The organism is Kitasatospora sp. NPDC034035, assembly GCF_055575755.1.
The window spans coordinates 193,006-218,055 of record NZ_JBVISA010000013.1; the positions used below are offsets into that span (position 1 = coordinate 193,006).

Sequence of the window (25,050 nt, forward strand, 5' to 3'; positions counted from 1 at the left end):
CCTGTCATGACCGCACGATCCACCGGCCAGAGCTGGGCCCTGGACATCGCCCTCGCCCAGGGCGGCTTCGACGCCCTGCACCCCCAGGCGAAGGGCACCCTGGAGCAACTGGGCCACGACCACACCGACTTCGACAAGGTCTTCGACCTGGTCCGGAGCGGCGTGATGCTGCCCAAGGCGTGGGCCACCATCGCCGGCCAGGCCGAGGAGCGCGCCGCCCACCACGAGCGCGGCGGCTTCGCGCAGACCGCCGCCGACCTCTACGTGCGCGCCTCGGTGATGTGGGGCCGCGCCCAGTACTCCGTCTTCGACGCCACCGACCCGCGCAAGCTCGCCTTCCGCGAGCGCGCCAACCACTGCGTCGAGCGCCTGGGCGCGCTGCGCGGCAACCGGGTGCGCCGCGTCGTCCTCGACTTCGAGGGCAAGCAGATCTTCGCCCTCCTCCACCTGCCGGCCGGAGACGTCAGGAACGCCCCCGCGGTGATCCTCGGCCCGGGGATGGACATGATCAAGGAGGACTACATCCACGCGGCCGAGCGGTACTACACCTCGCGCGGCATCGTGGCCCTGTCCATCGAGGGCCCCGGCCAGGGCGAGAGCCGGGCGAACGGGCTGACCGTCGACCTGACCAACTACGAGCGTGCCATCAGCCGTTACATCGACCACCTGGCCTCGCTGCCGGAGGTCGACGCGGCCCGGATCGGCATGTTCGGCATCTCGATGAGCGGCTACTGGGGCTCCCGCGCCGCGGCCACCGACCGCCGCCTCGCCGCGCTGGCCGCCTTCGAAGCCGTCACCGGCGACTTCACCACCATCTTCGAGCGCGCCCAGCCCACCTTCAAGAACAACTACATGTTCATGGCCGGCTACAGCGACGAGGACGCCTTCGACCGCGACCTGGTCGCCCGCATGCCGTTGGGCGACCTCGTCCGGGAGATCACCTGCCCGGTCCTCTACGGCATCGGCGAGTTCGACGAACTCACCGTGCTGGAGGAGGCGCTGGCCAACTACGAGCGGGTCCGCGCCCCCAAGGAGATCCGCGTCTACGAGAACGAGTTCCACCCGCTGGGCGGCACCGCCGCCGAGGTGTTCCGGTTCGGCGCCGAGTGGGTCGAGCGCGCCCTGAACGGGGAGTTCGCCGAGCCGGGCCGCGACGTGCGCCACTACGTCCACGACGACGGCCGCACCACCGACGGCACCGCCGACCCCACCTGGTGGCTCGGCACCGTCCCCACCCGGATCAGCGACGCACGCCGGGCGTAGCAGGCAGGCTCAGCCGAACGGGCCGCGCGGGAACCACGGATCGCGGACCTCCCGGGGCCCGTACGGCGTCAGCAGGGTCAGGGTGCACGGCGAGGCCGCGTACTCGGTCAGCTGCACCGCGCCGTGCATCAGCAGCAGGTCGTGGGCGCCGGGCAGCCGCCCGTCCGGTGCGGCGAGCGGGCCGACCCGCCGGCGCGGTCCGTCGTGCGGGTCCTCGGCGGTGCGCCGGGCGTGGCTTCCGGAAGGTACGACGGTCACAGCGGGCTCCAGACGGTGGCGTCAGTTCGGCCGACGGCTCCACCCTGCGCCCGGCCGGCGCCACCCGGCTACGGCCGTTGGGCGCGTCCACCCGGGACCAAAGGCTCAACCCGCGCGGCGCCCTGCCCCCGACCCGTCCACCCGGCCGCCGCTGCTCCCGGCCCGAGGTGCGCCCGTTCGCACCCGGTGTGAGAGTGGGGGCAGCCCGGCATTCCGTCATTCCCTCCGGAGGAGGAGCCATGGGCATCTTCGACAGGTTGTTCCACCGCGCGCCGCACGAGGCCGGCGGGCCGGACGCCTCCCAGCGGGCCGCCCTCGCCCACGACGAGGCCGTCGACGCGTTCGGCGACGAGGTCGAGCGCACCCGCGAGACCCAGGACCGGCTCACCCGGGACCGGCTCTCCCAGGAGGAGGCCGACCGGCGCGCCGCCGAGAACATGACGGCCGAGGGCGATCCCTGGGACTGACTCGCCACCGGTCGTGGCCCCCACGTCCAGCGGCCCCCCGTGTCACCGCTCCCGCGGCGGCAGCGGGGGGCGCCGCAGGTCCGGCCGGGGCGTGGACTCCGGCGGGGGCGCCGCGGCGGGCGCGTCCTCCAGCAGCTCCAGGGCCAGTTGGACGGCGGCGACCAGTTCGGGGTGGCGTCCCCGGGCCCAGTCCCGCGGGGTGCGCAGCACGTGCACGTCGGGCTCGACGCCCCGGTTCTCCACCGTCCAGCCGAGGCCGCCGCCGAACCAGGAGGCGTTCTTCGGCACCGAGATCTGGGTGCCGTCGCCGAGGGTGTGCCGTCCGGACATGCCGACCACTCCGCCCCAGGTGCGGTTGCCGACCACCGGGCCGAGCCCGAGCAGCTTGATCGCCGCGATGATCACGTCCCCGTCCGAGCTGGTCGCCTCGTCGGCGAGGGCCACCAGCGGGCCGCGCAGTGCGTGCCGGGGCCAGCGGACCGGTTGGCGGTCCCGGGTGAAGTCCCAGGCCAGGACGTGCCGGGTGAGCTTCTCCAGGACCAGTTCGGAGACGTTGCCGCCGGCGTTGCCGCGCACGTCCAGTACCAGTGCGGGCTTGTCCAGTTCGCGCCGCAGGTCCCGGTTGAACTGTGCCCAGCCGGAGCCGCCGAGGTCCGGGATGTGCAGGTAGCCGCACCGCCCGTCGCTGAACTCCCGGACCAGGGAACGGCGTTTGGACACCCAGTCCTGGTAGCGGATGGGCCGTTCGTCGGTCAGCGGGGTGACGGCGATCCGCCGCACCGGGCCGTCCGGGCCGCTGCGCAGGGCCAGTTCCACGGTGGTGCCGCCGGTGCCGGCCAGCAGCGGCAGCGGCCCGCGCACCGGGTCCACCGGGCGTCCGCCGACGGAGAGCAGTTCGTCGCCGTCCCGGACGCCCTGGGCGGCCAGCGGGGCGCGGGCGCGCGGGTCGGAGGACTCGCCGGCCAGCACCCGGTCGACCAGCCAGCGCCCGTCGGGGGCCCGGTGGGCGGTGGCGCCGAGCAGGCCGAGCGGCTGCTGGGCGAGCGAGGGCCCTTCGGCGCGCCGGGACGGGGTGACGTAGGCGTGCGAGGTGCCCAGTTCGCCGAGGAGTTCGCGCAGCAGGTCGGCGAAGTCGTCGGGTGAGCAGACGCGTTCCAGCAGCGGCTCGTACTGGGCGACCAGGGCGGGCCAGTCCAGGCCGGACATCCGCTCGTCCCAGAACTGGTCCCGGACGATCCGGGCGGCCTCGTGGTAGGCCTGGCGCCACTCGGCGGCCGGGTGGACGGTGTGGGTGATCCGGCGCAGGTCCACGCTGGTGCCGGCGGAGGGGGCGGCGACGGGGATCACCCGGAGCGTGCCGGCCGAGTAGACGGCGATCGAGCCGCCGTCGCCGGAGACCGCGTAGCCGTCCAGCTTGTCCACCAGCGTGCTGCGGGTGCCCCGGGCCAGATCGAAGTGCTCCAGCGAGGGGCGGCCCGAGGTGTCCTCCGGGCTGGCGAAGGTCTGCCCGAGGGTGCCGGCGATCGGCCAGCGCAGCCAGACCAGGCCGCCGCGCACCGCGTCGGTGGCCGAGTACTTGGAGGCGATCACCGGGAACTGCAGCAGCCGTTCGGCGATGCCTTCGGGCTCGACCCGGACGGTGCCGTCGCCGCCGCCGTCCCCGCGCGGGGCGCCGTCCTCGACCGGCGCGGTGAACGGCGAGGGCGTGTCGGCAGTGAGCGGGACGAGGTACGGGCGGCAGCCGACGGGAAAGGAGAGGTCGCCGGTGTGCACGTCGTGGACCGGGTCGAAGCCGCGCCAGGACAGGAAGGCCAGGTAGCGGCCGTCCCGGGTGAACACCGGCTGCTCGTCCTCGAAGCGGCCGTCGGTGACCTCGGTGATCGACGCGGGCGCCTCGGTGCGGGTGAGCCGGATCCGGCGCAGCGAGCGCCCGGCGACCGGCTGGGACCAGGCGATCCAGTGCGAGTCGGGGGAGAACCGGGCGCTGGAGACCGGCCCGTACTCGGAGGCGGCGAGCTCGCGCACCTCGCCGTCGGCGGCGGAGACCAGCAGCAGCCGCCCGTCCGAGGCGGCGGCGGCGAGGCGGCTGCCGTCGGGGGAGGCGGTGAGCTCCAGGACGCGGCCGAGCCGGCCGGCGGCGAGGATCCGGTGGCGGTGCTTGTCCCCGCTGCCGGACCCGGGGGTCCCCTCGTGCCCGGGCAGCGGCATCACCTCGATCGCGTCGGCGCCTTCCGCGTCGGTGACCCAGGCCGCCTCGCCGGTGTGCCCGAGCAGCACCGGCAGCCGGGTCCGCACTCCCGGGGTATCGGCGAGCGCGCGGGCCGGGCCGTCCTTGTGGGTGAGCCAGTACTGGCTGCCGCGCACGGTGATCACCCCGGCCCGGCCGCTCTGGTCGCAGGCGAGGTCCTTGACCTGCGACGCGGCGCCGACCTGGTACGGGCGGCGGCCGACCCGGGCGCCGCCGAGCGGGACGTCCAGCCGGCGCGGGGCGGGGGCGTCCAGGCCGTCCAGCAGCCAGAGGTCGCCGGCGTGCTGGTAGACGATCCGGGTGCCGTCGGTGGCGGCTTCGCGGGCGTAGTAGGAGGCGTGGTCGGTGTGCCGGCGCAGGTCGGTGCCGTCCGGGCGGCAGGAGTAGAGGTTGCCGATGCCCTCGTGGTCGGAGATGAAGGCCACCCGGTCGCCGAGGGGCCCGGCGACCGGCATCGGGGCGGCGAGGTGCCCGGTGTGGTCGGGGAGGATCCGCTCGCCGTCCGCCCAGAGCCGGCCGACGGCGCCGCCCCGGTAGCGCTTCCAGGCGGCGGGCTCGTGCGGGGCGGCGCCGGTGAGCAGGACGGTCCGCTCACGGCTCATCTGGGCGTCGCCGACCGGGCCCCAGGGCATACGCCGGCCGGGGGAACCGTCCGGGGGCAGGGCGTGCGCCCAGGTGTAGTGGCCGAAGGGCTCGTGGAAGGAGGTGACGGCGAGCACCTCGCCGTTTGGCAGCCAGCCGCGCACCCGGGTGTCCTGGCTGCCCCAGAAGCTGAGCCGGCGGGCCTCGCCGCCGTCGACCGGGGCGGTCCACACCTCGGGGGTGAGGCTCAGCCAGCTGGTCCAGGCGAGGGTGGTGCCGTCGGGGGAGAAGCGGGGGTGGCTGACCCGGGTACGGTCGCAGGTGACCCGCCAGGCCCGGCCGGTGACGGCGCCGCCGGTGTCCAGCGGGGCGATCCAGACGTCGTCCTCGGCGGTGAAGGTGAGCAGGCCGCCGTGCAGGTGGGGGTGGCGGAGGTAGCCGGGCGGGGTCACCCCTCCATCCTTCGACGGGGTGTCACACCCGGCAACCGGGACGGGCCGCCGGGGGCGCACGGAGCGGGTCCGCACGCCGACGGGGACCACGCTTGCACCTGACACCGGTGTGAGGTCCAACCATGGTCCCCATGGCGACCACACAGCTCCCGACTCCGGTACTCCGCAAGCCCTTCCCGCTCCCCTCCCTGCTCGCCCTGGCCACCGCCGTCTTCGTCACCGCGCTCACCGAGAACCTGCCCGCCGGGGTGCTGCCCGGCATGAGCGAGTCCCTCGGCGTCAGCGAGTCGGCCGCCGGGCAGACCGTCACCGTCTACGCGATCGGCTCCGCCGTCACTGCGATCCCGCTCACCGCGGCCACCGCCGGCTGGGGCCGCAAGCGGCTGCTGCTCACCGCGATGGGCGGCTTCGCGGTGGCCAACACGGTGACGGCGGTCTCCGGCAACTACCCGCTCACCCTGGCCGCCCGCTTCCTCGCGGGCGTCGCGGCCGGCCTCGCCTGGGCGCTGCTGGCCGGGTACGCCCGCCGGCTGGTGCCGGTCGAGCAGCAGGGCCGGGCGATGGCCGTCGCGATGGCGGGGGTGCCGGTGGCGCTGTCGCTCGGGGTGCCGGTCGGCACCTTCCTCAGCCGGATGTTCGCCTGGTGGGTGCCGTTCCTGGCCATGACGGCACTGGCGGTCGGCGTGGTCGGCTGGATCACGGCGATGCTGCCCGAGCAGCCCGGGCAGCCGGACGGCGAGCGTGCCCCGGTCCGGCACGCGCTCACCGTGCCCGGCGTGCTGCCGGTGCTCACCATGACGGTGCTCTACGTGCTCGCGCACACCATCCTGTTCACCTACATCGCGCCCTTCCTCGACGGGGCCGGCCTCGGCGGCGCCACCGGCACCGTGCTGCTGGTCTTCGGCCTGGCCTCGATGGCGAGCATCTGGCTCACGGGTGCCCACATCCACCGTCGGCTGCGGCAGTTGACGATCGGCGGCGCGCTGCTGGTCGCGGTGACGGCGGGCGCCCTCGCGGTGTGGTCCGGCAGCGCGCCGCTGGTGTACCTCGCGGCGCTGCTCTGGGGCCTGGGCTGGGGCGGTGCCCCGACCCTGCTGCAGACCGCCCTCGGCGACGCGGGCGGGGAGCAGGCCGACGCCGCCCAGGCCATGCTGGTGACCCTGTGGAACATCGCGATGGCGGCCGGCGGAGTGGTCGGCGGCCTGGTCCTGAGCGGCCTCGGCACCGGCGCCCTGCCGTGGGCGGTCCTCGCGCTGATGCTCCCCGCCCTCGCCGTGGCCGTCGGCGCCCGCCGCCACGCCTTCCCCCCGGTGCGCGGCTGACGTGCCGGCCGGATCCCGTGGCCGGATCCCGCGGCCCGATCCCATGGCGCGATCCCGGCCGTACACAGCCCGAAGTGCCGGAAGGCCCCTCGCTTTCGCAAGGGGCCTTCCGGTTGTCTGTGCGCCGCCAGGGACTCGAACCCCGGACCCGCTGATTAAGAGTCAGCTGCTCTAACCAACTGAGCTAGCGGCGCCTGCTGACGTGGGAGACATTACCTGGTCAGCGGCCGAAACACACAATCGGCCCGGAGGGTGCCACGGCGGGCCCGGAGTCCTCGGCCCGGGCCTCACATGGTCAGCACCACCTTGCCCCGGACGTGCCCGGTGCCGACCATCCGGTGGGCCTCGCCGGCCCGCTCCAGGGGGAGGGTCTCGGCGATCTCCAGCCGCAGTCCGCCCGCCTCCCACAGCCGGACCAGCTCGGCCAGTCGCTCGGCCGTGCGCGGAGCCCGCAGCTGCCGCACGCCCAGCCGCTGGGCGCCCGGGTAGTCGACCACGGTGCCGATCCGGTCCCGGTCGGCGACCAGCTCGACGGAGGCCTCCAGCGCGCCCCGCCCGGCGGCGTCGAAGGCGACGGTCACCCCCTGCGGCGCCGCCGCCCGGACCCGCTCGACCAGCCCCTCCCCGTACGCGACCGGGATCGCGCCCAGTTCGCGCAGGTAGGCGTGGTTGCGCTCGCTCGCGGTGCCGACCACGGTCGCCCCCCAGGCCTGGGCCAGCTGGACGGCCACCGTGCCGACCCCGCCCGTGGCACCGTGCACCAGGAGGGTGTCGCCGGGGCCGACCCCGAGCAGGGTGAGCGCCGCGTGCGCGGTCTGGCCGGAGGCGGAGAGCGAGCCGGCCAGCTCCCAGGGCATCCCGGCCGGCTTGGCCACCAGCTGGGCCGCGTCCACCGTGACCAGCTCGGCGTGGCTGTCCAGCACCCGGAAGCCCAGCACCTCGTCGCCGACCTTCCAGTCCCCGCCGTCCGGCCCCAGCCGGTCCACCACCCCGGCGAACTCGTTGCCGAGGACGAACGGCGGCTCGACCGCCAGCCCCGGCGGCCGGAACCCCTCCCGGATCGCCAGGTCCACCGGCTGCACCCCGGCCGCGTACACCCGTACCCGCACCTCGCCCGGGCCGGGCTGCGGATCGGGCACCTCGCCCACCCGCAGGACCTCCGGACCGCCGGACCGCGTCACGGTGACTGCCTTCATGTCTGCTCCCCGCCCCCGAACCGAACGTCGAACCTGGACCGAACGTCGAACCTGAACCGATCCTCGAACCGAACTGATCATCGAATCTGAACTGATTCTCGGACCTGAAGTCCGCTTGAGGTCAAGCCGTTATTCGGCGCGTCTTCACTGATGGGCGCATTGTCAGATTTATCCTGGGCGGCGCTCAGCCGTCCGTCGTCGAGAGGAACCTCCCCGTGGGCCAGCTGCCCCTGTTCTTCCTGGTGCTGCTCGCCTCCGTGGTCACCATGCCGCTCGGACGCAGGACGGGCGTGCCGCAGCCGGTCCTGATGACCCTGCTCGGCATCGTCATGGCGCTCGTCCCGCAGATCCCGGACGTCACCATCGAGCCCGAGCTGATCCTCCCGCTGGTCCTGCCGCCGCTGATCTTCGCGGTCGCCCGGCGCTCCTCGGTGCGCTACTTCAAGGCCAACGTCCGCTCGATCCTGCTGCTGGCCGTCGCCCTGGTGGTGGTCACCACGGCCGCCGTGGCCGGCACGGTGCACTGGCTGCTGCCCACCCTGCCGCTGGCCGCCGCGATCGCTGTCGGCGCGCTGGTCTCCCCGCCCGACCCGGTCGCCGCCGTCGCGGTCGCCGGCAGTGTCGGCCTGCCCCGCCGCCTGGTGTCGATCCTGGAGAGCGAGGGCCTGTTCAACGACGTCACCGCGATCGTCATCTACTCGCTGGCCATCGAGGCCGTGGTCAGCGGCGACTTCTCGGTCGGCCACGCGGTGCTGCGCTTCGTCCTGTCCGCGGTGCTGGCCGTGGTTGTCGGCGTCGCCCTCGGCTGGGTCAACGCCAAGCTCGCCGAGCGCCTGGACGACCCGACCCAGCAGGTCGCGCTCAACCTGCTGGTGCCCTTCGCCGCCTACACCATCGCCGAGGAGATCCACGGCTCCGGCGTGCTCGCCGTCGTGGTCTGCGCGCTCTACCTCGCCGAGCGGGCCTCCGACGCCGACGCCGTCTCCTACCGGCTGGTCGGCAACGCCTTCTGGGAGGTGGTCGAGATCCTGATCACCGGCGTCGCCTTCGGCCTGATCGGCCTGGAACTGGCCACCGTGCTCAAGGAGGCCGGCCGGGGCTGGACCGGCTTCCTCGGCGACGCCGCCGTCGTGATCGGCGTCGTCGTGGTGGTCCGGCTGCTCTGGCTGCTGCCGGCCGGCTGGGTGTCCCGGAAGCTGCGCAGCGGCGAGGACGAGGACACCCCGTTCAGCTGGAAGGAGAGCGTGGTCCTCTGGTGGTCCGGCATGCGCGGCGTGGCCACCGTCGCCCTGGCGCTCGCCATCCCGCTCACCCTGCACTCCGGCGCGGACTTCCCCGAGCGCGGCCGACTGGTCTTCATCGCCTTCAGCGTGGTGCTCTTCACCCTGCTGGTGCAGGGCCTGACCCTGCCGTGGCTGGCCAAGCGGCTCCGGCTGGACATCGACCAGGACGCGCACGAGCAGGCCGTCCGGCAGCTCTGGTGGCGGGCCGCCAAGGCTGGGCTCAGCCGACTGGTCGAGCTGGAGGAGCAGGACCGGCTGCCGGCCGAGGTCGCCGACCGGCTGCGGGACCGTCAGCACGACCGGCTGGCCCGGCTCTGCCCGGAGAACTACGCCGAGGAGGAGGCCGCCGAGGCCAAGCTGCGGCTGTCCCAGTGGCGGGCCGCCCGGGACGTCGAGCAGGAGATGATCGCCGCCTCCCGCCGCGAGATGCTCGCCGCCCGCAGCGAGCTCGGCGCCGATCCGGAGCTGGTCGACCGGGTGCTGCGCGGGCTCGACCTGCGCTCGGAACGGAAGTGACGGGCTGTCCGCCGTGGCGGGGCGGAATGTGCGCGACCGCCCCCGGGGTTGCATAGGCTGAACCCGGGCAGGCCGTCAACGGAGTCGGCGCACCACCAGTACCCGCACGACCTCGCGAAGCACCCTCACGCCTGGCCCTGCCGGTTTCTGCACCCAGATGAATCGAGGACCCACCGATGTCGGAGACCCGCGCCGACGCCCGCACCCCGCTGGACCGCACCCCCCAGTGGGCCGCCCTGGCCAAGCACCGGGCCGAGCTGGGCGACACCCACCTGCGCGAGCTGTTCGCCGCCGACCCGGAGCGCGGCCGCCGCCTGACCCTGCGGGTCGGCGACCTGCACGTGGACTACGCCAAGCACCTGGTCACCGACGAGACGCTGGAGCTGCTGCGCGAACTCGCCGCCGCCACCGGCGTCGCCGAGCTGCGGGACGCGATGTTCCGCGGCGAGAAGATCAACAACACCGAGCACCGCGCCGTCCTGCACACCGCGCTGCGCGCCCCGCGCGAGGCCGTGATCGAGGTCGACGGCGAGAACGTGGTGCCCGCCGTGCACGCCGTCCTCGACAGGATGGCCGCCTTCGCCGAGCGGGTGCGCAGCGGCGAGTGGAAGGGCCACACCGGCAAGCGGATCCGCGCCGTCGTCAACATCGGCATCGGCGGCTCCGACCTCGGCCCCGCGATGGCCTACGAGGTGCTCCGCTCCTTCACGCAGCGCGACCTCGACGTCCGCTTCGTCTCCAACGTGGACGGCGCCGACCTGCACGAGGCGGTCCGCGACCTCGACCCGGCCGAGACGCTGTTCATCGTCGCCTCCAAGACCTTCACCACCATCGAGACCATCACCAACGCGGTCTCCGCCCGCGACTGGCTGCTCGACGGCCTGGGCGCCGGCACCGAGGCGGTGGCCAAGCACTTCGTCGCGCTGTCCACCAACGCCCAGGGCGTGCAGGACTTCGGCATCGACACCGCCAACATGTTCGAGTTCTGGGACTGGGTCGGCGGCCGCTACTCCTACGACTCGGCGATCGGCCTCTCGCTGATGATCGCCATCGGCCCGGACGCCTTCCGCGAGATGCTGGACGGCTTCCACCTCGTCGACGAGCACTTCCGCACCGCCCCCGCGGAGGAGAACGTCCCGCTGCTGCTCGGCCTGCTGGGCGTCTGGTACGGCGCGTTCTTCGACGCCCAGGCGCACGCGGTGCTGCCGTACTCGCACTACCTGTCCAAGTTCACCGCCTACCTGCAGCAGCTGGACATGGAGTCCAACGGCAAGTCGGTGACCCGCGACGGCACCCCGGTGGACTGGCAGACCGGCCCGGTGGTCTGGGGCACCCCCGGCACCAACGGCCAGCACGCCTACTACCAGCTGCTGCACCAGGGCACCAAGGTGATCCCCGCCGACTTCATCGGCTTCGCCGAGCCCGTCGCCGACCTGCTCCCGGGCCTGGTCGCCCAGCACGACCTGCTGCTGGCCAACTTCTTCGCCCAGACCCAGGCGCTGGCCTTCGGCAAGACCCCGGAGGAGGTCGCGGCCGAGGGCGTGCCCGCCGAACTCGTCCCGCACAAGACCTTCAAGGGCAACCACCCGACCACCACGATCCTGGCCGGCGAGCTGACCCCGTCGGTGCTCGGCCAGCTGGTCGCGCTCTACGAGCACAAGGTGTTCGTCCAGGGCGCGATCTGGAACATCGACTCCTTCGACCAGTGGGGCGTCGAGCTGGGCAAGGTGCTCGCCAAGCGGATCGAGCCGGTGCTGCTCACCGGCGAGGGCGCCGAGCAGCTGGACAGCTCCACCGCCGAGCTGGTCGCCCGCTACCGCGCGCTGCGCGGCCGCTGAGCCCCGGCCGGGCCGTCCGCTCCGGCGGGCGGCCCGGTCCGGTCCGTTTCTCCCGAGGCCGGAAATGCCGGAAGGCCCCTCGCTTTCGCAAGGGGCCTTCCGGCTGTCGGTGCGCCGCCAGGGACTCGAACCCCGGACCCGCTGATTAAGAGTCAGCTGCTCTAACCAACTGAGCTAGCGGCGCCTGCTGACAGAGAAGACTGTAGCAGCGCCGTGCGGCCGAGCCAAAATCGAATACCGGTCGCTCCGTGTTCACCCGCCGGTCACGACGGCCGCCCCGGCGGGCACCGGTACGCCCGGCTCGCGCGCCGCCCGGACGCAGGCCCACAGCACCACCGAGGCGCCGGGCAGCCAGGGTTCCCGGTCCTCCGGGGCGACGATCCACCGGCCGGCGCCCTGGCCGGGGGAGTCCGGGCTGTTCACCATGCGCTGCAGTGGCGGCACGGTCACCGCGTCGCCCTTGCCGTGGCACAGCAGCGGCGGCACGTCCCGCGCCCACTCCTCCCAGGCCAGCAGCCGGCGCAGCCGGGGTGCCGCGCCCGGCTGGACGAACAGCAGGGTCCGCCCCCGGTAGGCCGCGACCGGGCCGCAGCCCGGGCCGGAGGCCCACAGTTCGTCCAGCACCCGGCGGCCGAACAGCGCCGGCATGCTGATCACGTCGAAGGCGCGCCCGCAGGGCAGCACCGAGGGCGCCCACGGGCGGGTCTCCCAGAGGGCGCGCATGCTGCGCGGGTACTCACTGGCGGAGGCGAGCCAGGCCTCCCCGGCCACGCTGACGTACTCCACCGACTGATGCGTCCAGATGTCCACGCACAGCAGCGTGCGCCGTGTGTGCCCCCGGCACGGCGGAAAGCGCGGTTCGCCGGACAGGGCGGCGGGGACTCGCGTACCCTCCGCCGCTGGCATATGCCGGAGGCCCGGGAAATCAGTCCTCGTGGCGGCGCGGCTGGAGCAGGGTGCGGCCGTACTCGATCATCTTGGCGGCGTAGTCCGGGGTCCAGTCCGCCCGTACGGCGACGTCGGCGTCCGACAGCGCGTCGAACCGGCGCGGATCGGCCAGCTGGGCGGCGGCGACCGCCTGGAAGTCGGTGGCCCGTTCGGCGGCCGCCCGGAAGGCCAGGGCCAGCTCGGTGGAGCGGCGCAGCAGCTCCGCCGGGTCCTCGATCGACTCCAGATCGAAGAATCGTTCCGGCTCCGGTTCGGCGGACTGCGGCTCGAACAGCAGCTGCGCCGGACGCACGCGCCTGGTGGGCTCGGTCGACTCTGTAGGGGAGTCGGGCATGGACGGACACCTCCGGGGTCTCGATGGGGCGGGCGGAGCTGCTCCGGGCTGCGCCGCCCGGGTTGTGGCCGTCGTCCATTGTCTCGCGGCGGCGGCCGGTAACGGAACGGTGCGCGTGCGGGCGCTATTCCCCGGCGCGCGCCGGGGGGCGTGCCTCGTGCGCCGCGTGACCTGGTCGTATGCGAATCGGTTGGCAGGGCGTTCGGTCGTACCAGCCACTCACAGAACCGGGAGATCCGCATGCATATGCGCAAGGTCCTGCCCGTCGGCGTCCTGCTGGCCACCCCCGCCCTCCTCGGCCTGGCCTCGGTGGCGCCGGCCTCCGCCGCCGAGACGGCGAAGGTCGTGGTCGGGCAGCCGAGCAACCCCGGCGGCTTCTCGACGGCGACCTGCCCGAGCGGCACCCACCTGACCGGCGGCGGCTACCGGCTCCAGCCCGACGCGGAGGGCCCGGTCCGCGCCAACGGGCCGACCCTCGACGCGACCGGGTGGAGGGCGCAGGCCGAGCGGGGGTCCGTCGTGGCCTACGCCGTCTGCGAGACCGAGGACTGACCCGCCGGCCCGCTAGCGCAGGTGGACCCGGTGGCCGCTCAGGTGGTGCAGCACCTGGTGGTTGGCCTCCCAGCCGTCCGGGAAGGCCACCGGGACGCCCAACTGCACCGGCTCGGTCGCCGGGTGCTCGTCCAGCAACTCGGCGATCCCGGCCCGCGCCACCACGATGCAGGCGTGCCGGTGGCGGGAGGCGAGCACGCAGAGCCGGCCGGTCTCCAGGTGGAAGGCGGTCGCGTCCGGGCGGCCGGAGAGCGGGTGCAGCACCACCGTGACGTCGTACTCGCGGCCCTGCAGCCGGTTGGCGGTGTCCACCGTCACGGCGGGCCCGGCCGCGCCGTCCACCGGGACGCCCGCCTTGAGCAGGGCCGCGCGCACCGCCGCCGCCTGGTCGCGGTGGGCGGTGCCGACGGCGATCCGGTCCGCGGTGAGCGGTGCCTCGCCCTGCTCGGAGTGCGCGGTCAGCCCGCGCTCCAGCAGCCGGCGCACGGTCGCCGCGACCGCCGCCACGGCCTGCGGGTCGGTCCGCACGGTGTGCCGGGCGGGCAGCTCCAGCAGCGCCCAGCCGTGCTCGGCGGCCCGGTCGATCGCCGCGTCCAGCGCCGAGCCGTCGGGGCGGACGGCGGCCGTCAGCCGGCGGTCGTCCGGCCCGGTGCCGGAACGGAACGGCGTGTACGGGTAGAAGGCCCGGGAGATCAGCGGCGCAGCGCTGGCGGGCAGCCGCCAGGAGACCGGCAGCCGGTGCGGCTCGATCTGCGGGTTGTGCGCCAGCAAGGTGACCACGGCGCTGCCGGACGGGTCGTACGACAGGCCGGCCCACTGCGCGGTTCCGACCACCGTGAACGGGTCCAACTGGCCCGGGTCGCCGACGAACAGCGCCCGCTCGAACAGCCGGGCCACCGCGAGCAGGGCGTCCGAGCGCATCTGGTACGCCTCGTCGACGATCGCGTGCCGCCACGGCGCCTCGGCCCGCACCCACTGCCACTTGGCGGAGGTGGAGATCACCACGTCGTGCTCGACCAGGTCGGCGACCTTGTCGGAGGGTGTGACGTTGGCGTGCTTCAGCACCTCCGGACCCGGACGGGAATCCGCGGCGTGCAGCCGCCCGATCGTCAACTCCGGCGCCTTCTCGGCCAGTCGGCCCACCAGGTCGTCCACCTGGCCGTTGGTCTGGGCGACGATCATCAGCCGCTCACCGGCCTCGACCAGCTCACGGGCGGCCCGCACCACGAGCGTCGACTTCCCGGCGCCGGGCGGGGAGTCCACCACCACGCCGCGCGGGGCGCCGACCGGCGGGCGGACGGTCGCCGCCAGGATCCCGGCCACGGCGGCGTCGGCGGCCGCGCCCGGGGCCTGCTGGGGCGTCGGCCGGGCTGTCGGGCCCGGCTGGGGGGTCGAGATGGTCATCACTCCCACTCCTCGAAGGCGGACGGGGCGGCGGCGGACGGGCCGGGGAGCACGGCGCCGGGCGGGCCGGGGACGGGCGCGGCGCCGGGCGGGCCGCCGTGCGTCCAGGGGGTGTCGTCCGGCTCGGGCAGCGGCGCGGACTGGCGGACCGTCAACTCGAACAGGGTGAAGGTGACCGGCTCGCCGGGCTCGGGCAGGCTGCCCGGCTCCGGCTCCTTCCTGCGGCCCATGCCGGACAGCACCCGCAGCGTGACGGTGCCCTCGGCGGTGTCGACCGCCACGATCTCGGCCTTCTGCGCGGACGGGCCGTGCACCCGGTACGCCTCCCGGCCGAGGTCCGCGTGCGGACGGTCGGCGGTGCGCAGAGTGACCAGCGGGCGGGGCTTGGGGGAGCGGCCGGTGGTGTCCCAGTCCGGCACCACCTCGGTCACCACGCCGCTGAACGCCTCACCGGCGAGGCGGTGTTCGGCCATCGCCAGCGGGTCGTCCAGCGCCTCCTGGACGTCCAGCCGGGCCTGCTCGCGCTCGCGCTGGGCGAGCTTGCGGGCGGCGGTGACGGCGTCGTCCTGCCGGGGCTGCGGCGGCTCGCCGGCCGCCAGACGGTCCCGGTGGCCGGTGAAGGACCAGCGGTCGGCGGTCCAGCGCTCCTCCAGGTGGCCGGCCGGCGGCAGCTCGCGCAGCAGGTCCAGGCCCTGCCAGACGTCCCGCCAGGTGGGCAGCAGGACGGCCGTCAGCGCCTCCTCCAACTGCCCGACCGCGGCCCGCACGGCCGCCCGGGCGCGCTCGGCGGCGGCCTCGTCGCGCTGCTCGGTGCTGTGCTGCAGGGCGCCCACGGCGGAGTCGTAGCGGGTGATCGCCGGGGCGAGCACGGCCTCGTCGAAGCGGGGGTCGGTGGCCGGGCCGGCCGGCGGGTGCAGCAGCTGACCCCGGTCGTCCCGCGCGGACTCGGCCAGCTCGGCCGCCTCGGCACCGGTCAGACCGGGCGGCGGGCGGTGCCAGGCCAGCCGGGCCGCCAGGTGCTGGTCCTCCAGGTGGCTCTGGCCGGTGGCCCAGTGCCGGGCCAGCAGGCCGGTCATCGGCAGCAGCAGACCGGAGCCCGGCACTTGGGCGCGGTCGGTGAGATGGGTCAGCCAGCGGCCCAGCAGCGGCACCCGGACCGGCGCCGGGTAGGGGCCCGGCTCGGCGTCCTCGGCGGTGCGGCGGAAGCGGGTCGAGCGGCCGATCAGGGCGAGGTGCTGCACCCCCGCGCCGTTCGGCACGACCAGCTGCGGGGCGTCCGCGCACAGCTCGCGGAACACCTGGGTCTTCTCGCCGGTCTCCGGGTCCTTCTCGGAACCCTCGACCTGCTCGACGTCGTCGGCGAAGGACTCCAGGTAGGGCAGCAGGTCGGCGGCCAGCGCGGCGAGGAAGTCGAACCGCAGGGTGCGGTTGAGCGGCTGCGGCACCAGGTGCAGCCGGGGCGCGTCCCGGTCGGTGCCCAGCATCACCGCCAGCGGCGCGCCGGCCTCGCCGGCCGCGGTCAGCGGGACCAGCACCATCGGGCGGTCGGACAGGTGCCGGTGCCGGACGGTGGCCAGCGGCTCGGCCCGGCCGCTGCGGACGGCCTCCAGCCGGGCCAGGGTGGTCAGCAGACTCATGCGCCCGCCTCGCTGCGCTCGTTCATGCGTTGATCCCCAGCCAGGGCCAGGGCCAGGGCCTCCGCGCGGAGGGCGGCCGCGTAGGCCAGGCGCTCGGCGGCGTCGTCCGTAGCGCCGGTCTCGGTGCCGGAGGCTGCGGCCAGCGCGCCGGCGACCGTCCGGATGCTGCCCAGCTCGCCGCGCACGCCCCGGCCGAGCTGCTCGACCCGGTCGCCGCAGCGGGCCCGGGCTCGGCAGTGGAAGCCGAGCTCGCAGGTGGAGAGGCAGTCCGGGCTGTACGCGGCGGGCACCGCCTCGACCGAGGCGGTCAGCCGCTCGGTGGACCGCGTCGGCGCGCCCGCCTCGTCGGACGCCAGGTCGAAGTCCGCGTCCGGCGGCAGCGCGTCCAGCAGCCGGCCGATGCCGGTCATCCGGCTCAGCTGGCGGCGGGTGGTGGCCAGCTCGCGGCGGACGTCGACGGCGACCGCGGTCGGCCGGTTGCCGAAGTCCTTGGGGCAGACCAGCAGCACGCTCGTCCGGGGGCTGCCGGGCAGCCGCTGCTCGGTGTACGGGTCGTCGCTCAGGGGCACCCCGGCCGCCGCGGCGGCGGCCTGCTGGAGTGCCAGCACGTACACGGCGGCTTGGCGGGCGGCGGCGCCGACCTTGGCCGGGTCCGCGCTGCCGTCGACCACCGGGAAGGACTTGATCTCGACCACCGTGCACCGACCGCCGTGCACCACGAGCGCGTCCGGCTCCAGGTAGGCGGTGCTGCCGGCCACGTCCAGGCGCAGCAGCGGGTGGTCGAGCAGCGTCCAGGCCTCCGGGTCGGCGGCGGCCCGGGCCAGCGCCTGGACCGTCCGTTCGGCGCGGACGGCCGGGCCGGAGCGCTGCAGCAGGTCCGGCACCTCCAGCGGGGCGTGGCCGTCCGTCGGGACGTCGAGGTGGCGGCGCAGCGGCTCCAGCAGGGCGGCGTAGTCGTCGGCCTTCAGCCGGGACTCGAAGATCACGCCGCGGGCGATCGCGAAGGGGGACTGGCCGAAGGGGGCGGGGCGGCCGAGCCGGGCGGCCAGCGCCGATTTGTCGATCCCGGCCGCGTCGAGCACCGCGCGGCGGTGGCAGCCGGGATTGGCGGCGAGCGCGGCGAGGGAGCGGGCGTTCAGGCTGCGCTGCGGGGCCGGTCCGCGCAGCTCGGCGAGCCGCTGGGCGAGCGGCTCAGCGGACCCGCCGGGCGGGACGTTCGTCGAGACGTTCATGGTGCGGCCCAGTGTCGCATCCGGGTCCGACAACGCGGTGCGGACCGGCCGCCGGGCGACGCGGCGGGTGGCCGGAACCGGTGCCCGCGGCCGTCCGCACCGGCCCGCGATCGTGGCCGCAACCCGGGTGGGGGATCATGGAGCCCGGTGCTCAAGGGTGAGACCGACCGTTGCCGCCCCGTTGCGAGGAGCCCCCCATGCCCGCCCGAATCGTGCTGGTCCGCCACGGCGAGACCGAGTGGTCCGCCACCGGCCGCCACACCGGCCGCACCGACATTCCGCTGACCGAGGAGGGCCGCGCGATGGCCCGGGCCCTCGGTGCCCGCCTCGCCAAGGCCCCCTGGAACGGGCTGCCGGAGGCGCTCGTCTACACCAGCCCGCTCGGCCGCGCGAAGGAGACCTGCGCCCTGGCCGGCTTGGGCGATCGCGCGGTGGATCGTCCGGAGCTGATGGAGTGGGACTACGGCCTGTACGAGGGCCGCACCGGCGTGGACATCCGGGCCACCGACCACCCCGGCTGGCTGATCTGGCGGGACGGCGTGCCCGGCGGCGAGAAGCTTTCCGAGGTGGCGGCCCGGGTGGACGCCTTCCTCGCCGACCTCAACCAGGAGCACGGCGTCCCGGAAACGGACACCACCGTGATGCACTGCGCCGACCGGGACGTCGTCCTGTTCGCGCACGGCCACCTGCTGCGCATCCTGGCCGCCCGCTGGCTGGGCCTGCCGCCCGAGTTCGCCCAGCGGTTCAAGCTCGGCACGGCGGCGCTGTGCGTGCTGTCCTGGGAGTACGGCGCCCCGGCCGTGGAGATCTGGAACGACCTCTCCCACCTGGACGGGCTGAACGCCGGGCACTGAACGCAGGGCACTGAGCGCCGGGCCGCGCCGTCCTGCGCCGGCTCCCGGCGCGGGCACTGAACGCCGGGCACGGACGCCCGCGGCGTCCCCGGGCGGCGGCCGCCGGCCTAGGCGGCGGCCGCCCGGTCGTACTCGGCCAGGAACCGGCGCACCTCGGGCACCGCGGCGTGCGGGCGCAGCCGACCGGCGGTGTCCGCCAGCATGCTCCGGATCCGGGCCGAGCGGACGTCGGCGAACAGCGCGACGGCGGACGAGCCGTGGTGTGCCGCGCCGGCCACGTCCCCCCGGCCGAGCCGGTCGTGGGCCAACTCGGCGGTGTACAGCACCCGGTTGCGGACGAATTGCGGCTTCTGCAGCCTTATGGCCAGCCCGGCCTGCTCGCTGGCACGGTCCCAGTCGCCGAGCGCGGACCAGCACTGCGACTGGAGGCCCGCGATCTCGGCCTCGCCGAAGAAGGACATCCACTCCGGATCGGCCTCGGAGGGGCCGTGGTCGAACAGCGCGTACGCCCGGCCGAGCGCGCGTTCGCAGGAGGTGCGGTCCTGCAGCACGGCCCAGGCGCCGGCCTCACGCATGGCCAGCAGGGCGAGCAGCCGGTCGGAGCCCAGCTCCCGGGCGGCGACCTGCCCGGCCTGGGCGGCGCGCAGCGCCTCGCGGGGGCGGCCGGCGTCCCGGGCGAGGAAGGCACTGTTGCAGAAGACGTGCGCCTCCAGCGCGGAGTCCCCGGCCATCCGGGCGGTTGCCAGCGCTTCGGCGTAGAGCGAGCGGGCGTCCGCGAGCCGGTTCGAGTCGTGTGCCAACCAGCCCACCGAGATGGCGAGTTCGCCGGCTCCGGCCTGCAGTCGGCGTTCCGTCTCGGCGCTGTACTCGCCCTCGTTGAGCAGCACGTACGCATTGCGCAGCGACTGCCCGGCGAGCTCGTACAGGGCGTCGGCGCCGTGCGCGTCGTCGGCCAGCCGGATGTCCCGGACGGCCTGTTCGACACCGAACACCTCGGCGGCGCCGACCCGCCGCAGCGGCGGCACCGGCCCGGGCCGGCCGGGCACCAGGGGGTCGGTCGAGAGCAGCGACGGTGCGGCGAACTCCGCACCGGGCAGGGCACCTTGGCCGGTGAGCACACCGGAGGCACCGTCGGCACCGGCCTGTCGACCGGCGGCCACGGCCGACCGGTCGATGCCGATCACGGAGGCCAGCGCGGTGGTGCCGCCGGCCAGGAACGTACGGCGACGCACGTCGTCGTTCTCCTCGTCGAGATAGGGCGATCCATCGGGCCCCCGGGGCACCGCGCCAGGGCTCGGCCACGGGGGGCCGTACGGAGCGGTTGGATCCGCGTACGGCGAGGCAGCGTACGGGAGTTGAGTGGAGAGTGGTGAGCGCGGGGCGGGCAGGGGCGGGAACGGCGGGTGGAGCGGAGGCGGTTCGGTCCGTCCGCCGCCGTCCGCCGAGCGGCGGCGGACGGCGGCCCGGGGGGCGAAGCCGAGGTCTTCGAGCGTGTGGCCCGGCCACATGTGCCGGAAGACCCGCTCGTAGGCGTAGTTGGGGCAGCGGATCTCACCGGACTCGACCCGTCCGACGTAGCGTGCGTCGCAGGAGACGTGCTCGCCGATCTCGCGCGCGGCCCGGCGTACCGCCATGGCGAACTCGCCCGGCGAGCGGTCGCCGCGCAGCGCGCGCATCACGGTGTTGGGGAACGGTCGGTTCGGCTCGGCCGGTGGGGTGGCTGCCATGGCGCCGAGAGTACTCGGAGTCACCGACCGGCCACATTGGGTTGGCGGGAGATGTGCTGACAATCCCGGGCAAAACAGGCGATGTTGCGGGATATCTGCCATGAAATGCCATGCCTTGCTGTAAGGCGCCCCGTGGCCTCAGGTGCATCCTCCGCGTTGTCCTGATACGTGGAAGCCCAGGCCGTCGCCCCGGCCCGTCCCAGCCCGGTGGCCCCTCCGGGCGGCTGTGCTTCCGGATCCGACGAGGTACAGGAGGGCCCATGATGGCCACCGGACTGCCGCAGCACCGACCCGTCGCGGGGGGCGTGCTCGCCGGCGCAGCCCCCGCCCTGCTGCCCGACCCCGCCGACGACCGGATCCCCGGCCGGGGCCCGGTCGAGGGCGGCCGCGCCTCCTGCGGCGGCCCCCGGCGTGAGCGCGCTGTCCCCGACGAGGTCACCCTCGTCACCGCCTGCGACACCGTGACGGTCGCCCTGCGGCACGGCCTGGAGGCCGTCGACATCCTGAGACTGCGCCGCGCCTGCGGGGCCGTGCTGCAGAGCCGCAACGGCAGCACCCTCTCCTTCCTCGTCCCGGCCGGCGCCTGGGAGACCTGGCACCTGCCGGGAAGCTCCTGTACGGCCGGCGCGCTCGTCCCCGCCGCCACCGACCCGCGCTGGGTGATCCCACCCGCCGGCTCCGGCTGCACCGCCCGCCCCACCGACGCCTGGGTACTCCGCTCCGCCCTCTGCGAGGCCGCCTGCACGCTCACCGCGGGCGGCCTCGGCCCGTTCTAGCGGGCGTGCCGTGCGGATCCCGCCGGGCCCGCGAGCACCGCTCGCCCCGCCGGCCGGGTCCCCGTGGCGCGCCCTTGAGCGGGGCTGTATCGCCGTGGTGGCGACTGGTGCCCCGCGCCGGCCGAGACAGGTCCCCCATGCCTGCGGCGGCAGGTGCCCGCGCGCCTGCGGCGGCAGCTCCCCCCGCGCGCCTGCGGCGGCAGCTCCCCCTGCGCGCCTGCGGCGGCAGCTCCCCCCGCGCGCCTGCGGCGATAATGGCCCCCATGGGACGAAGCAGCAGAGCCGCGCGCGGCAGCGAGACGGCGGTCACCACCGGCGTGGGCGGGCGCACCCACGCCCAGGGGCCGCTGACCCGTCCCGTCGGCTCCGGCCTGGCCGAACTGCGGCCCGACCAAGACCGCCCGGCCGCCTGGTCGCTGCTGATCGACGGCGCCCCGCAGTCCCTGGTCGACCTCGCCGACCCCACCCACCTCGGCTTCGAGTACCAGCGCCGGCTCGGCCACCTGATCGACCTGGTCGCCCCGCCCGGCCGCCCGCTGACCGTCCTGCACCTGGGCGGCGGGGCCCTCACCCTGGCCCGTTACGTCGCCGCCACCCGGCCGCGCTCCCGCCAGCAGGTCGCCGAGATCGACACCGCGCTCACCGAACTCATCCGCGCCGAACTGCCGTTGGAGCGCGGCTGGCAGATCAAGGTGCGCGGCGGGGACGCCCGCAGCGTGCTGGAGCGCACCCCCGAGGGCAGCGTCGACCTGGTCATCACCGACGTCTTCTCCGGCGCCCGCACCCCGGCCCACTGCACCACCGTCGAATTCACCTCGCTCGCCGCCCGCGCCCTCGCCCCCGGTGGTTGGTACACCGCGAACATCGCCGACGGCGGCGCCCTCCCCTTCGCCCGCTCCCAGGTCGCCACCCTCGGCGCGGTCTTCCCCGAGCTCTGTCTGATCGCCGACCCGGCCGTCCTGCGTGGCAAGCGCTTCGGCAACCTCGTACTCGCCGCCGCCCACACCCCCCTCCCGGCCGCCGACCTCACCCGTCGCGCCGCCTCCGACTCCGCCCACGCCCGCGTCGAACACGGCCGGACCCTCGGCGACTTCGCCGCCGGAGCCACCCCGGCGACGGACGCCACGGCCGCGCCGTCCCCGGAACCGCCGCCGGGCGTCTTCCACTGACGGACGGCGGTCGCTGTTTCCGCAGGCAGGCACCCCGAGAGAAGGCTCACCATCGGCGGAACGGTGCCGGCAGGGCCGGTTCGCGGGCGCCATCGCGCTCCCTGACGGCCGTAAAGCCATTGGCAGGCGACCGAGTTGCTCGCGGCCGCCCGTTCAGTGCCCGCCTGTTGAGTGCCCGCCTGTTCAGTGCCCGCGCGGCAGCCCGCGGTGCTTGCACATGGCCGCCCCGGTGAGCAGCAGCCCGGCGGCGATGGGGGCGAGGACGGCGGTCGCGGTGGCGGAGCCGTCGGCCACGGCGGTCACCGTGGCGGTGTCGGCGACGACGAGCGTCTCCGGCGTCCCGCCGGCGCCCGGCACGGCGACCGCCGTGGCAGGGCCTGTGGGGGCCGGCGCGCGTTCGGGGTCGGCGGAGGTCCCGGCAGGGGTGTCGGCCTCGGACGTCTCCGGGGCCGGCGGAGCCTCCGAGGCCTCGCGCTGCCGCGGAACGGTGGAGCGGGTGGTGCCGGGCTGCGGCCGCTCGGCGGAGGGCAGTCCGGTGGGCTCGCCTTCGCGGGAGGCGCGGGCCTCGGCGGGCCGGGCCTGGGCGGGGACGGTGTCGAGCAGGCCGGAGGCGAGCGCGAAGGCGTCGGGCACGGCGGCCCGCTGGCCGGGCAGGGGCAGGCCACCGGCCCGGATCTGCTCCTGCAGGGTGTCGCCGACCGTCCCGGGGGCCCCTTCGACGGTGCCGCCGCCGGAGACTTCCCCGGCGAGCCCGGGAGAGCGGCGCGGCGCCCCGCCCGTCGACGGCCCCGGCCCGACGGGGTGTTCGGCTGACTGGCCGTCGAGCGCTGGTCCGTCGAGCGCCGGTGCATCGAGTGTCGGCCCGGCGGGCGCCGGTGCGCCGTACGGGGCGTGGTGCGCGGCGGGTCGGGCAGGTTCCCGCGGTGGGTCGGCGGACGCCGCGTACGCGCCGGCTGCGCCGAGGCCCCAGAGCTGTGCGAGCAGGGCGCCGGCGGCCGCGACGGCGCGGGGGCGGGGCAGCCAGCGGGCGATCCCGCGCCGGTCTCCGGCGATGCCGCGCCGGTCTCCGGCGACGCCGCGGGGGACGGGTTCCTGGGGCTTGGTCGCGTGATTGGCTCGCACGTGAGTTGAGAACGAGCGGACGGGCGGTGAGGTCACGCCCAGCCGTCACGGACAGTCATCGTGCGAGCGGCCCCGGGGCGGCGTTCCCGGGGCCACCGACCGCGCGGCGGTCAGGAGTTGGGACGCAGGGTCCAGGTGACCGTCATCACACCGGTGACGGCGCCGTCGGTGCGGGTGATCTCGACGGTGACCGGGAACTCCGGTCGGCCGCCGGCGTCCAGCTCGGCGACGACGTCGGCGGCCGGGCGCCCGAGCACGGCGGTCGCGGTGACCTCGCCCATGGCGAGCTTCTTGTACGCGATCTCGGCGTTCACGGCCAGCGGCACGGCCCGGGACAGCTGGTCGCCGAAGGCGGCGAGCACGATGCAGCCGCTGGCGGACTCGGCGAGCGTGAACATCGCGCCGGCGTGCGGGCCGCCGACGTGGTTGTGGTACGCGGGCTGGTCGGGCAGTCGGAGCACGGCGCGCTCCGGGGTGGTCTCCAGGTACTCGAGCTTGAGGGTGTGTGCCATCGGCACGGTGGCGTCGAGCATCTGGCCGATCGTAGGTGTGGTCATGGCGACGATGTTACTAGCCGGTAGCTTCCGGCGGCAGGGGCCGAACGGAAAAGCCGGGCCACCGGGCGCAGTTGAAGGAGCGCGAAACAGGGGGAACGCGAAAACGCCCGAGGGGCCGACCTCTTGAAGAGATCGGCCCCTCGGGCTCTGGGGTGAGTGACGGGACTCGAACCCGCGGCCACCTGGACCACAACCAGGTGCTCTACCAACTGAGCTACACCCACCATCTGTCCGGTCCGTTCCCGCTCTCGCGTTCCCGTTCCGACAGGAAGAACTCTACAGGATCCGAGAGGGTGCTCGCGCCAGGGTTTCGTTCCGACGGACGCGGGCACCCCCGCGGACCCGCAGCGGGTGCCCGCTGCTCCCGGGATCAGCCGGTGGGGGCCTGGTACTTCCCGGCGATGGCACGCGCGGTGTCGGCGTCCGGGCCGGGCTGCGGGACGAACACGGCCTCGCGGTAGTACCGCAGTTCGTCGATGCTCTCCCGGATGTCGGCGAGCGCCCGGTGGTTACCGCCCTTCGGCGGGCTGTTGTAGTACGCCTTCGGGTACCAGCGGCGTGCCAGCTCCTTGATCGAGGAGACGTCCACGATCCGGTAGTGCAGGTGCTTCTCCAGGGCCGGCATGTCCCGGGCCAGGAAGCCGCGGTCGGTGGCCACCGAGTTGCCGCACAGCGGCGTCTTCCCGGCCTCCGGCACGTGCTCGCGCACGTACGCGAGTACCCGCTCCTCGGCCTCGGCCAGGGTCACGCCCTGCTCCAGCTCCTCCAGCAGGCCGGAGGCGGTGTGCATCGCGCGCACCACCTCGGGCATGTTCGCCACGGCCTCCGCCGGCGGCCTGATGATGACGTCCACACCCTCGCCGAGGATGTTCAGCTCGGAGTCCGTCACCAGCACCGCGACCTCGACCAGGGCGTCCCGGTCGAGGTCGAGGCCGGTCATTTCACAGTCGATCCATACCAAACGGTCATTCACGCAACTCACCCTACGGCGCGATCACGTGCCGCGGGGACCGGTGGAGCCGAGCGGGGTGCCGCGGCGGTGGCTTCGGCCTGGTGCTCCTCCGCCCCGTCGTGCGTGCCGCGGCCGTCCGCGTGCTCGTCCTCCCGGCCGGTGCGGACCGGGTGTCCGTCCCGGCCGGGACGGGCCTCGCGCGCCGCCCGGGTGCCGTCGCCCGCGGGCCGAGCGCCCTGGGCACGGACCTGCGGCGCCCGCGCCTGCCGACCGCGGAGCTCGGCCGCCCCTGCCCCCGGCGTCGGCTGCCCGGCGGGTGCCGGCGTCCGTCCGGCGGCCGCGCCGTGACCGCGCCCGGTCG

General features: G+C 75.0%; 21 protein-coding genes and 3 tRNA genes. 9 read left to right on the forward strand and 15 right to left on the reverse strand.

All coding sequences use genetic code 11. The features are described from left to right. The first annotated feature begins 6 nt into the window (after positions 1-6). Entirely contained in the window at positions 7-1,263 is a 1,257-nt protein-coding gene (locus ACZ52J_RS20510) for an alpha/beta hydrolase (protein WP_465620540.1), read from the forward strand. A 9-nt stretch (positions 1,264-1,272) separates the two neighbouring features. On the opposite strand, the gene ACZ52J_RS20515 is transcribed toward ACZ52J_RS20510, so the two are convergent. Continuing rightward, positions 1,273-1,521 carry a hypothetical protein gene (locus ACZ52J_RS20515; RefSeq protein WP_465620542.1) on the reverse strand — a complete coding sequence of 83 codons (249 nt, stop codon included), beginning with the start codon at positions 1,519-1,521 and terminating at the stop codon, positions 1,273-1,275. A gap of 239 nt (positions 1,522-1,760) precedes the next feature. On the opposite strand from ACZ52J_RS20515, the gene ACZ52J_RS20520 reads away from it, so the two are divergent. Beyond that, positions 1,761-1,988 (forward strand): hypothetical protein, encoded by a 228-nt coding sequence (locus tag ACZ52J_RS20520; RefSeq protein WP_465620544.1) that lies wholly within the window; start codon positions 1,761-1,763, stop codon positions 1,986-1,988. Positions 1,989-2,030: 42 nt separating this feature from the next. On the opposite strand, the gene ACZ52J_RS20525 is transcribed toward ACZ52J_RS20520, so the two are convergent. Next, positions 2,031-5,270, reverse strand: coding sequence for a S41 family peptidase (locus ACZ52J_RS20525; protein ID WP_465620546.1), 3,240 nt, complete (start codon positions 5,268-5,270; stop codon positions 2,031-2,033). 131 nt (positions 5,271-5,401) lie between these two features. Here ACZ52J_RS20525 and ACZ52J_RS20530 point away from each other — a divergent pair, with 131 nt between their 5' ends. Continuing rightward, positions 5,402-6,592: an MFS transporter gene (locus tag ACZ52J_RS20530; RefSeq protein ID WP_465620548.1), complete on the forward strand. Its 1,191-nt coding sequence runs from the start codon at positions 5,402-5,404 to the stop codon at positions 6,590-6,592. Positions 6,593-6,712: 120 nt separating this feature from the next. Here ACZ52J_RS20530 and ACZ52J_RS20535 read toward each other — a convergent pair. Together ACZ52J_RS20535 and ACZ52J_RS20540 are read right to left on the reverse strand one after the other, a co-directional pair. Then, positions 6,713-6,786: transfer RNA gene (locus ACZ52J_RS20535), tRNA-Lys, on the reverse strand. 93 nt (positions 6,787-6,879) lie between these two features. Continuing rightward, positions 6,880-7,788: an NADP-dependent oxidoreductase gene (locus ACZ52J_RS20540; protein WP_465620550.1), complete on the reverse strand. Its 909-nt coding sequence runs from the start codon at positions 7,786-7,788 to the stop codon at positions 6,880-6,882. Between the two features lie 215 nt (positions 7,789-8,003). Between ACZ52J_RS20540 and ACZ52J_RS20545 the strand changes: the two genes are divergently transcribed. Further along, complete coding sequence (locus ACZ52J_RS20545; RefSeq protein WP_465620552.1) at positions 8,004-9,587, forward strand: Na+/H+ antiporter; 1,584 nt, start codon at positions 8,004-8,006, stop codon at positions 9,585-9,587. A 176-nt stretch (positions 9,588-9,763) separates the two neighbouring features. Then, entirely contained in the window at positions 9,764-11,425 is a 1,662-nt protein-coding gene (gene pgi / locus ACZ52J_RS20550) for a glucose-6-phosphate isomerase (protein WP_465620553.1), read from the forward strand. Positions 11,426-11,535: 110 nt separating this feature from the next. Here pgi and ACZ52J_RS20555 read toward each other — a convergent pair. From ACZ52J_RS20555 to ACZ52J_RS20565, 3 genes are all read right to left on the reverse strand, one after another. Then, a tRNA-Lys gene (locus ACZ52J_RS20555) sits at positions 11,536-11,609 on the reverse strand. A 68-nt stretch (positions 11,610-11,677) separates the two neighbouring features. Further along, complete coding sequence (locus ACZ52J_RS20560; protein ID WP_396288811.1) at positions 11,678-12,235, reverse strand: bifunctional DNA primase/polymerase; 558 nt, start codon at positions 12,233-12,235, stop codon at positions 11,678-11,680. A gap of 115 nt (positions 12,236-12,350) precedes the next feature. Further along, positions 12,351-12,707, reverse strand: coding sequence for a hypothetical protein (locus ACZ52J_RS20565; RefSeq protein WP_465620555.1), 357 nt, complete (start codon positions 12,705-12,707; stop codon positions 12,351-12,353). A 240-nt stretch (positions 12,708-12,947) separates the two neighbouring features. Between ACZ52J_RS20565 and ACZ52J_RS20570 the strand changes: the two genes are divergently transcribed. After that, positions 12,948-13,259, forward strand: a complete 312-nt coding sequence (locus ACZ52J_RS20570) for a hypothetical protein (RefSeq protein WP_465620557.1) — start codon at positions 12,948-12,950, stop codon at positions 13,257-13,259. A 12-nt stretch (positions 13,260-13,271) separates the two neighbouring features. On the opposite strand, the gene ACZ52J_RS20575 is transcribed toward ACZ52J_RS20570, so the two are convergent. Genes ACZ52J_RS20575 through ACZ52J_RS20585 form a run of 3 tightly spaced genes read right to left on the reverse strand, consistent with a single transcriptional unit; the run spans position 13,272 to position 17,532 of the window. Then, positions 13,272-14,663: an AAA family ATPase gene (locus ACZ52J_RS20575; RefSeq protein ID WP_465620559.1), complete on the reverse strand. Its 1,392-nt coding sequence runs from the start codon at positions 14,661-14,663 to the stop codon at positions 13,272-13,274. After that, a complete protein-coding gene (locus tag ACZ52J_RS20580; protein ID WP_465620560.1) occupies positions 14,663-16,300 on the reverse strand; it encodes a hypothetical protein in 1,638 nt (545 codons plus the stop codon). The genes ACZ52J_RS20575 and ACZ52J_RS20580 overlap by 1 nt, the downstream gene beginning before the upstream one ends. Further along, positions 16,297-17,532 (reverse strand): hypothetical protein, encoded by a 1,236-nt coding sequence (locus ACZ52J_RS20585; RefSeq protein ID WP_465620561.1) that lies wholly within the window; start codon positions 17,530-17,532, stop codon positions 16,297-16,299. Before ACZ52J_RS20585 ends, ACZ52J_RS20580 begins: the two co-directional genes overlap by 4 nt. A gap of 197 nt (positions 17,533-17,729) precedes the next feature. Here ACZ52J_RS20585 and ACZ52J_RS20590 point away from each other — a divergent pair, with 197 nt between their 5' ends. Continuing rightward, entirely contained in the window at positions 17,730-18,386 is a 657-nt protein-coding gene (locus tag ACZ52J_RS20590; RefSeq protein WP_465620562.1) for a histidine phosphatase family protein, read from the forward strand. 107 nt (positions 18,387-18,493) lie between these two features. Here the strand turns inward: ACZ52J_RS20590 and ACZ52J_RS20595 are convergent, their stop codons facing one another. Further along, on the reverse strand, positions 18,494-20,113 hold the full coding sequence (locus ACZ52J_RS20595) for a tetratricopeptide repeat protein (protein WP_465620564.1): 1,620 nt from the start codon (positions 20,111-20,113) through the stop codon (positions 18,494-18,496). A gap of 260 nt (positions 20,114-20,373) precedes the next feature. Between ACZ52J_RS20595 and ACZ52J_RS20600 the strand changes: the two genes are divergently transcribed. Next, on the forward strand, positions 20,374-20,889 hold the full coding sequence (locus ACZ52J_RS20600) for a hypothetical protein (RefSeq protein ID WP_360497164.1): 516 nt from the start codon (positions 20,374-20,376) through the stop codon (positions 20,887-20,889). Positions 20,890-21,152: 263 nt separating this feature from the next. After that, positions 21,153-22,058, forward strand: a complete 906-nt coding sequence (locus ACZ52J_RS20605; RefSeq protein WP_465620566.1) for a spermidine synthase — start codon at positions 21,153-21,155, stop codon at positions 22,056-22,058. A 183-nt stretch (positions 22,059-22,241) separates the two neighbouring features. On the opposite strand, the gene ACZ52J_RS20610 is transcribed toward ACZ52J_RS20605, so the two are convergent. The 4 genes from ACZ52J_RS20610 to orn all read right to left on the reverse strand — a co-directional run bounded on the left by ACZ52J_RS20610 (position 22,242) and on the right by orn (position 24,710). After that, complete coding sequence (locus ACZ52J_RS20610; RefSeq protein ID WP_465620568.1) at positions 22,242-23,180, reverse strand: hypothetical protein; 939 nt, start codon at positions 23,178-23,180, stop codon at positions 22,242-22,244. A 110-nt stretch (positions 23,181-23,290) separates the two neighbouring features. Further along, positions 23,291-23,737 carry a DUF4442 domain-containing protein gene (locus ACZ52J_RS20615; protein ID WP_465620570.1) on the reverse strand — a complete coding sequence of 149 codons (447 nt, stop codon included), beginning with the start codon at positions 23,735-23,737 and terminating at the stop codon, positions 23,291-23,293. 148 nt (positions 23,738-23,885) lie between these two features. After that, a tRNA-His gene (locus ACZ52J_RS20620) sits at positions 23,886-23,961 on the reverse strand. Between the two features lie 146 nt (positions 23,962-24,107). After that, on the reverse strand, positions 24,108-24,710 hold the full coding sequence (gene orn / locus ACZ52J_RS20625) for an oligoribonuclease (RefSeq protein WP_360497176.1): 603 nt from the start codon (positions 24,708-24,710) through the stop codon (positions 24,108-24,110). Positions 24,711-25,050: the final 340 nt, after the last annotated feature.

Bases quoted from the DNA above. Each gene is read 5' to 3' on its own strand.
- ACZ52J_RS20570 (WP_465620557.1), top strand. From the start codon at position 12,948: ATGCATATGCGCAAGGTCCTGCCCGTCGGCGTCCTGCTGGCCACCCCC.
- ACZ52J_RS20565 (WP_465620555.1), bottom strand. From the start codon at position 12,707: ATGCCCGACTCCCCTACAGAGTCGACCGAGCCCACCAGGCGCGTGCGT.
- ACZ52J_RS20605 (WP_465620566.1), top strand. From the start codon at position 21,153: ATGGGACGAAGCAGCAGAGCCGCGCGCGGCAGCGAGACGGCGGTCACC.
- ACZ52J_RS20590 (WP_465620562.1), top strand. From the start codon at position 17,730: ATGCCCGCCCGAATCGTGCTGGTCCGCCACGGCGAGACCGAGTGGTCC.
- ACZ52J_RS20580 (WP_465620560.1), bottom strand. From the start codon at position 16,300: ATGAGTCTGCTGACCACCCTGGCCCGGCTGGAGGCCGTCCGCAGCGGC.
- ACZ52J_RS20585 (WP_465620561.1), bottom strand. From the start codon at position 17,532: ATGAACGTCTCGACGAACGTCCCGCCCGGCGGGTCCGCTGAGCCGCTC.
- ACZ52J_RS20520 (WP_465620544.1), top strand. From the start codon at position 1,761: ATGGGCATCTTCGACAGGTTGTTCCACCGCGCGCCGCACGAGGCCGGC.
- ACZ52J_RS20530 (WP_465620548.1), top strand. From the start codon at position 5,402: ATGGCGACCACACAGCTCCCGACTCCGGTACTCCGCAAGCCCTTCCCG.
- ACZ52J_RS20595 (WP_465620564.1), bottom strand. From the start codon at position 20,113: ATGGCAGCCACCCCACCGGCCGAGCCGAACCGACCGTTCCCCAACACC.
- ACZ52J_RS20575 (WP_465620559.1), bottom strand. From the start codon at position 14,663: ATGACCATCTCGACCCCCCAGCCGGGCCCGACAGCCCGGCCGACGCCC.
- ACZ52J_RS20510 (WP_465620540.1), top strand. From the start codon at position 7: ATGACCGCACGATCCACCGGCCAGAGCTGGGCCCTGGACATCGCCCTC.
- ACZ52J_RS20600 (WP_360497164.1), top strand. From the start codon at position 20,374: ATGATGGCCACCGGACTGCCGCAGCACCGACCCGTCGCGGGGGGCGTG.
- pgi (WP_465620553.1), top strand. From the start codon at position 9,764: ATGTCGGAGACCCGCGCCGACGCCCGCACCCCGCTGGACCGCACCCCC.
- ACZ52J_RS20540 (WP_465620550.1), bottom strand. From the start codon at position 7,788: ATGAAGGCAGTCACCGTGACGCGGTCCGGCGGTCCGGAGGTCCTGCGG.
- ACZ52J_RS20615 (WP_465620570.1), bottom strand. From the start codon at position 23,737: ATGACCACACCTACGATCGGCCAGATGCTCGACGCCACCGTGCCGATG.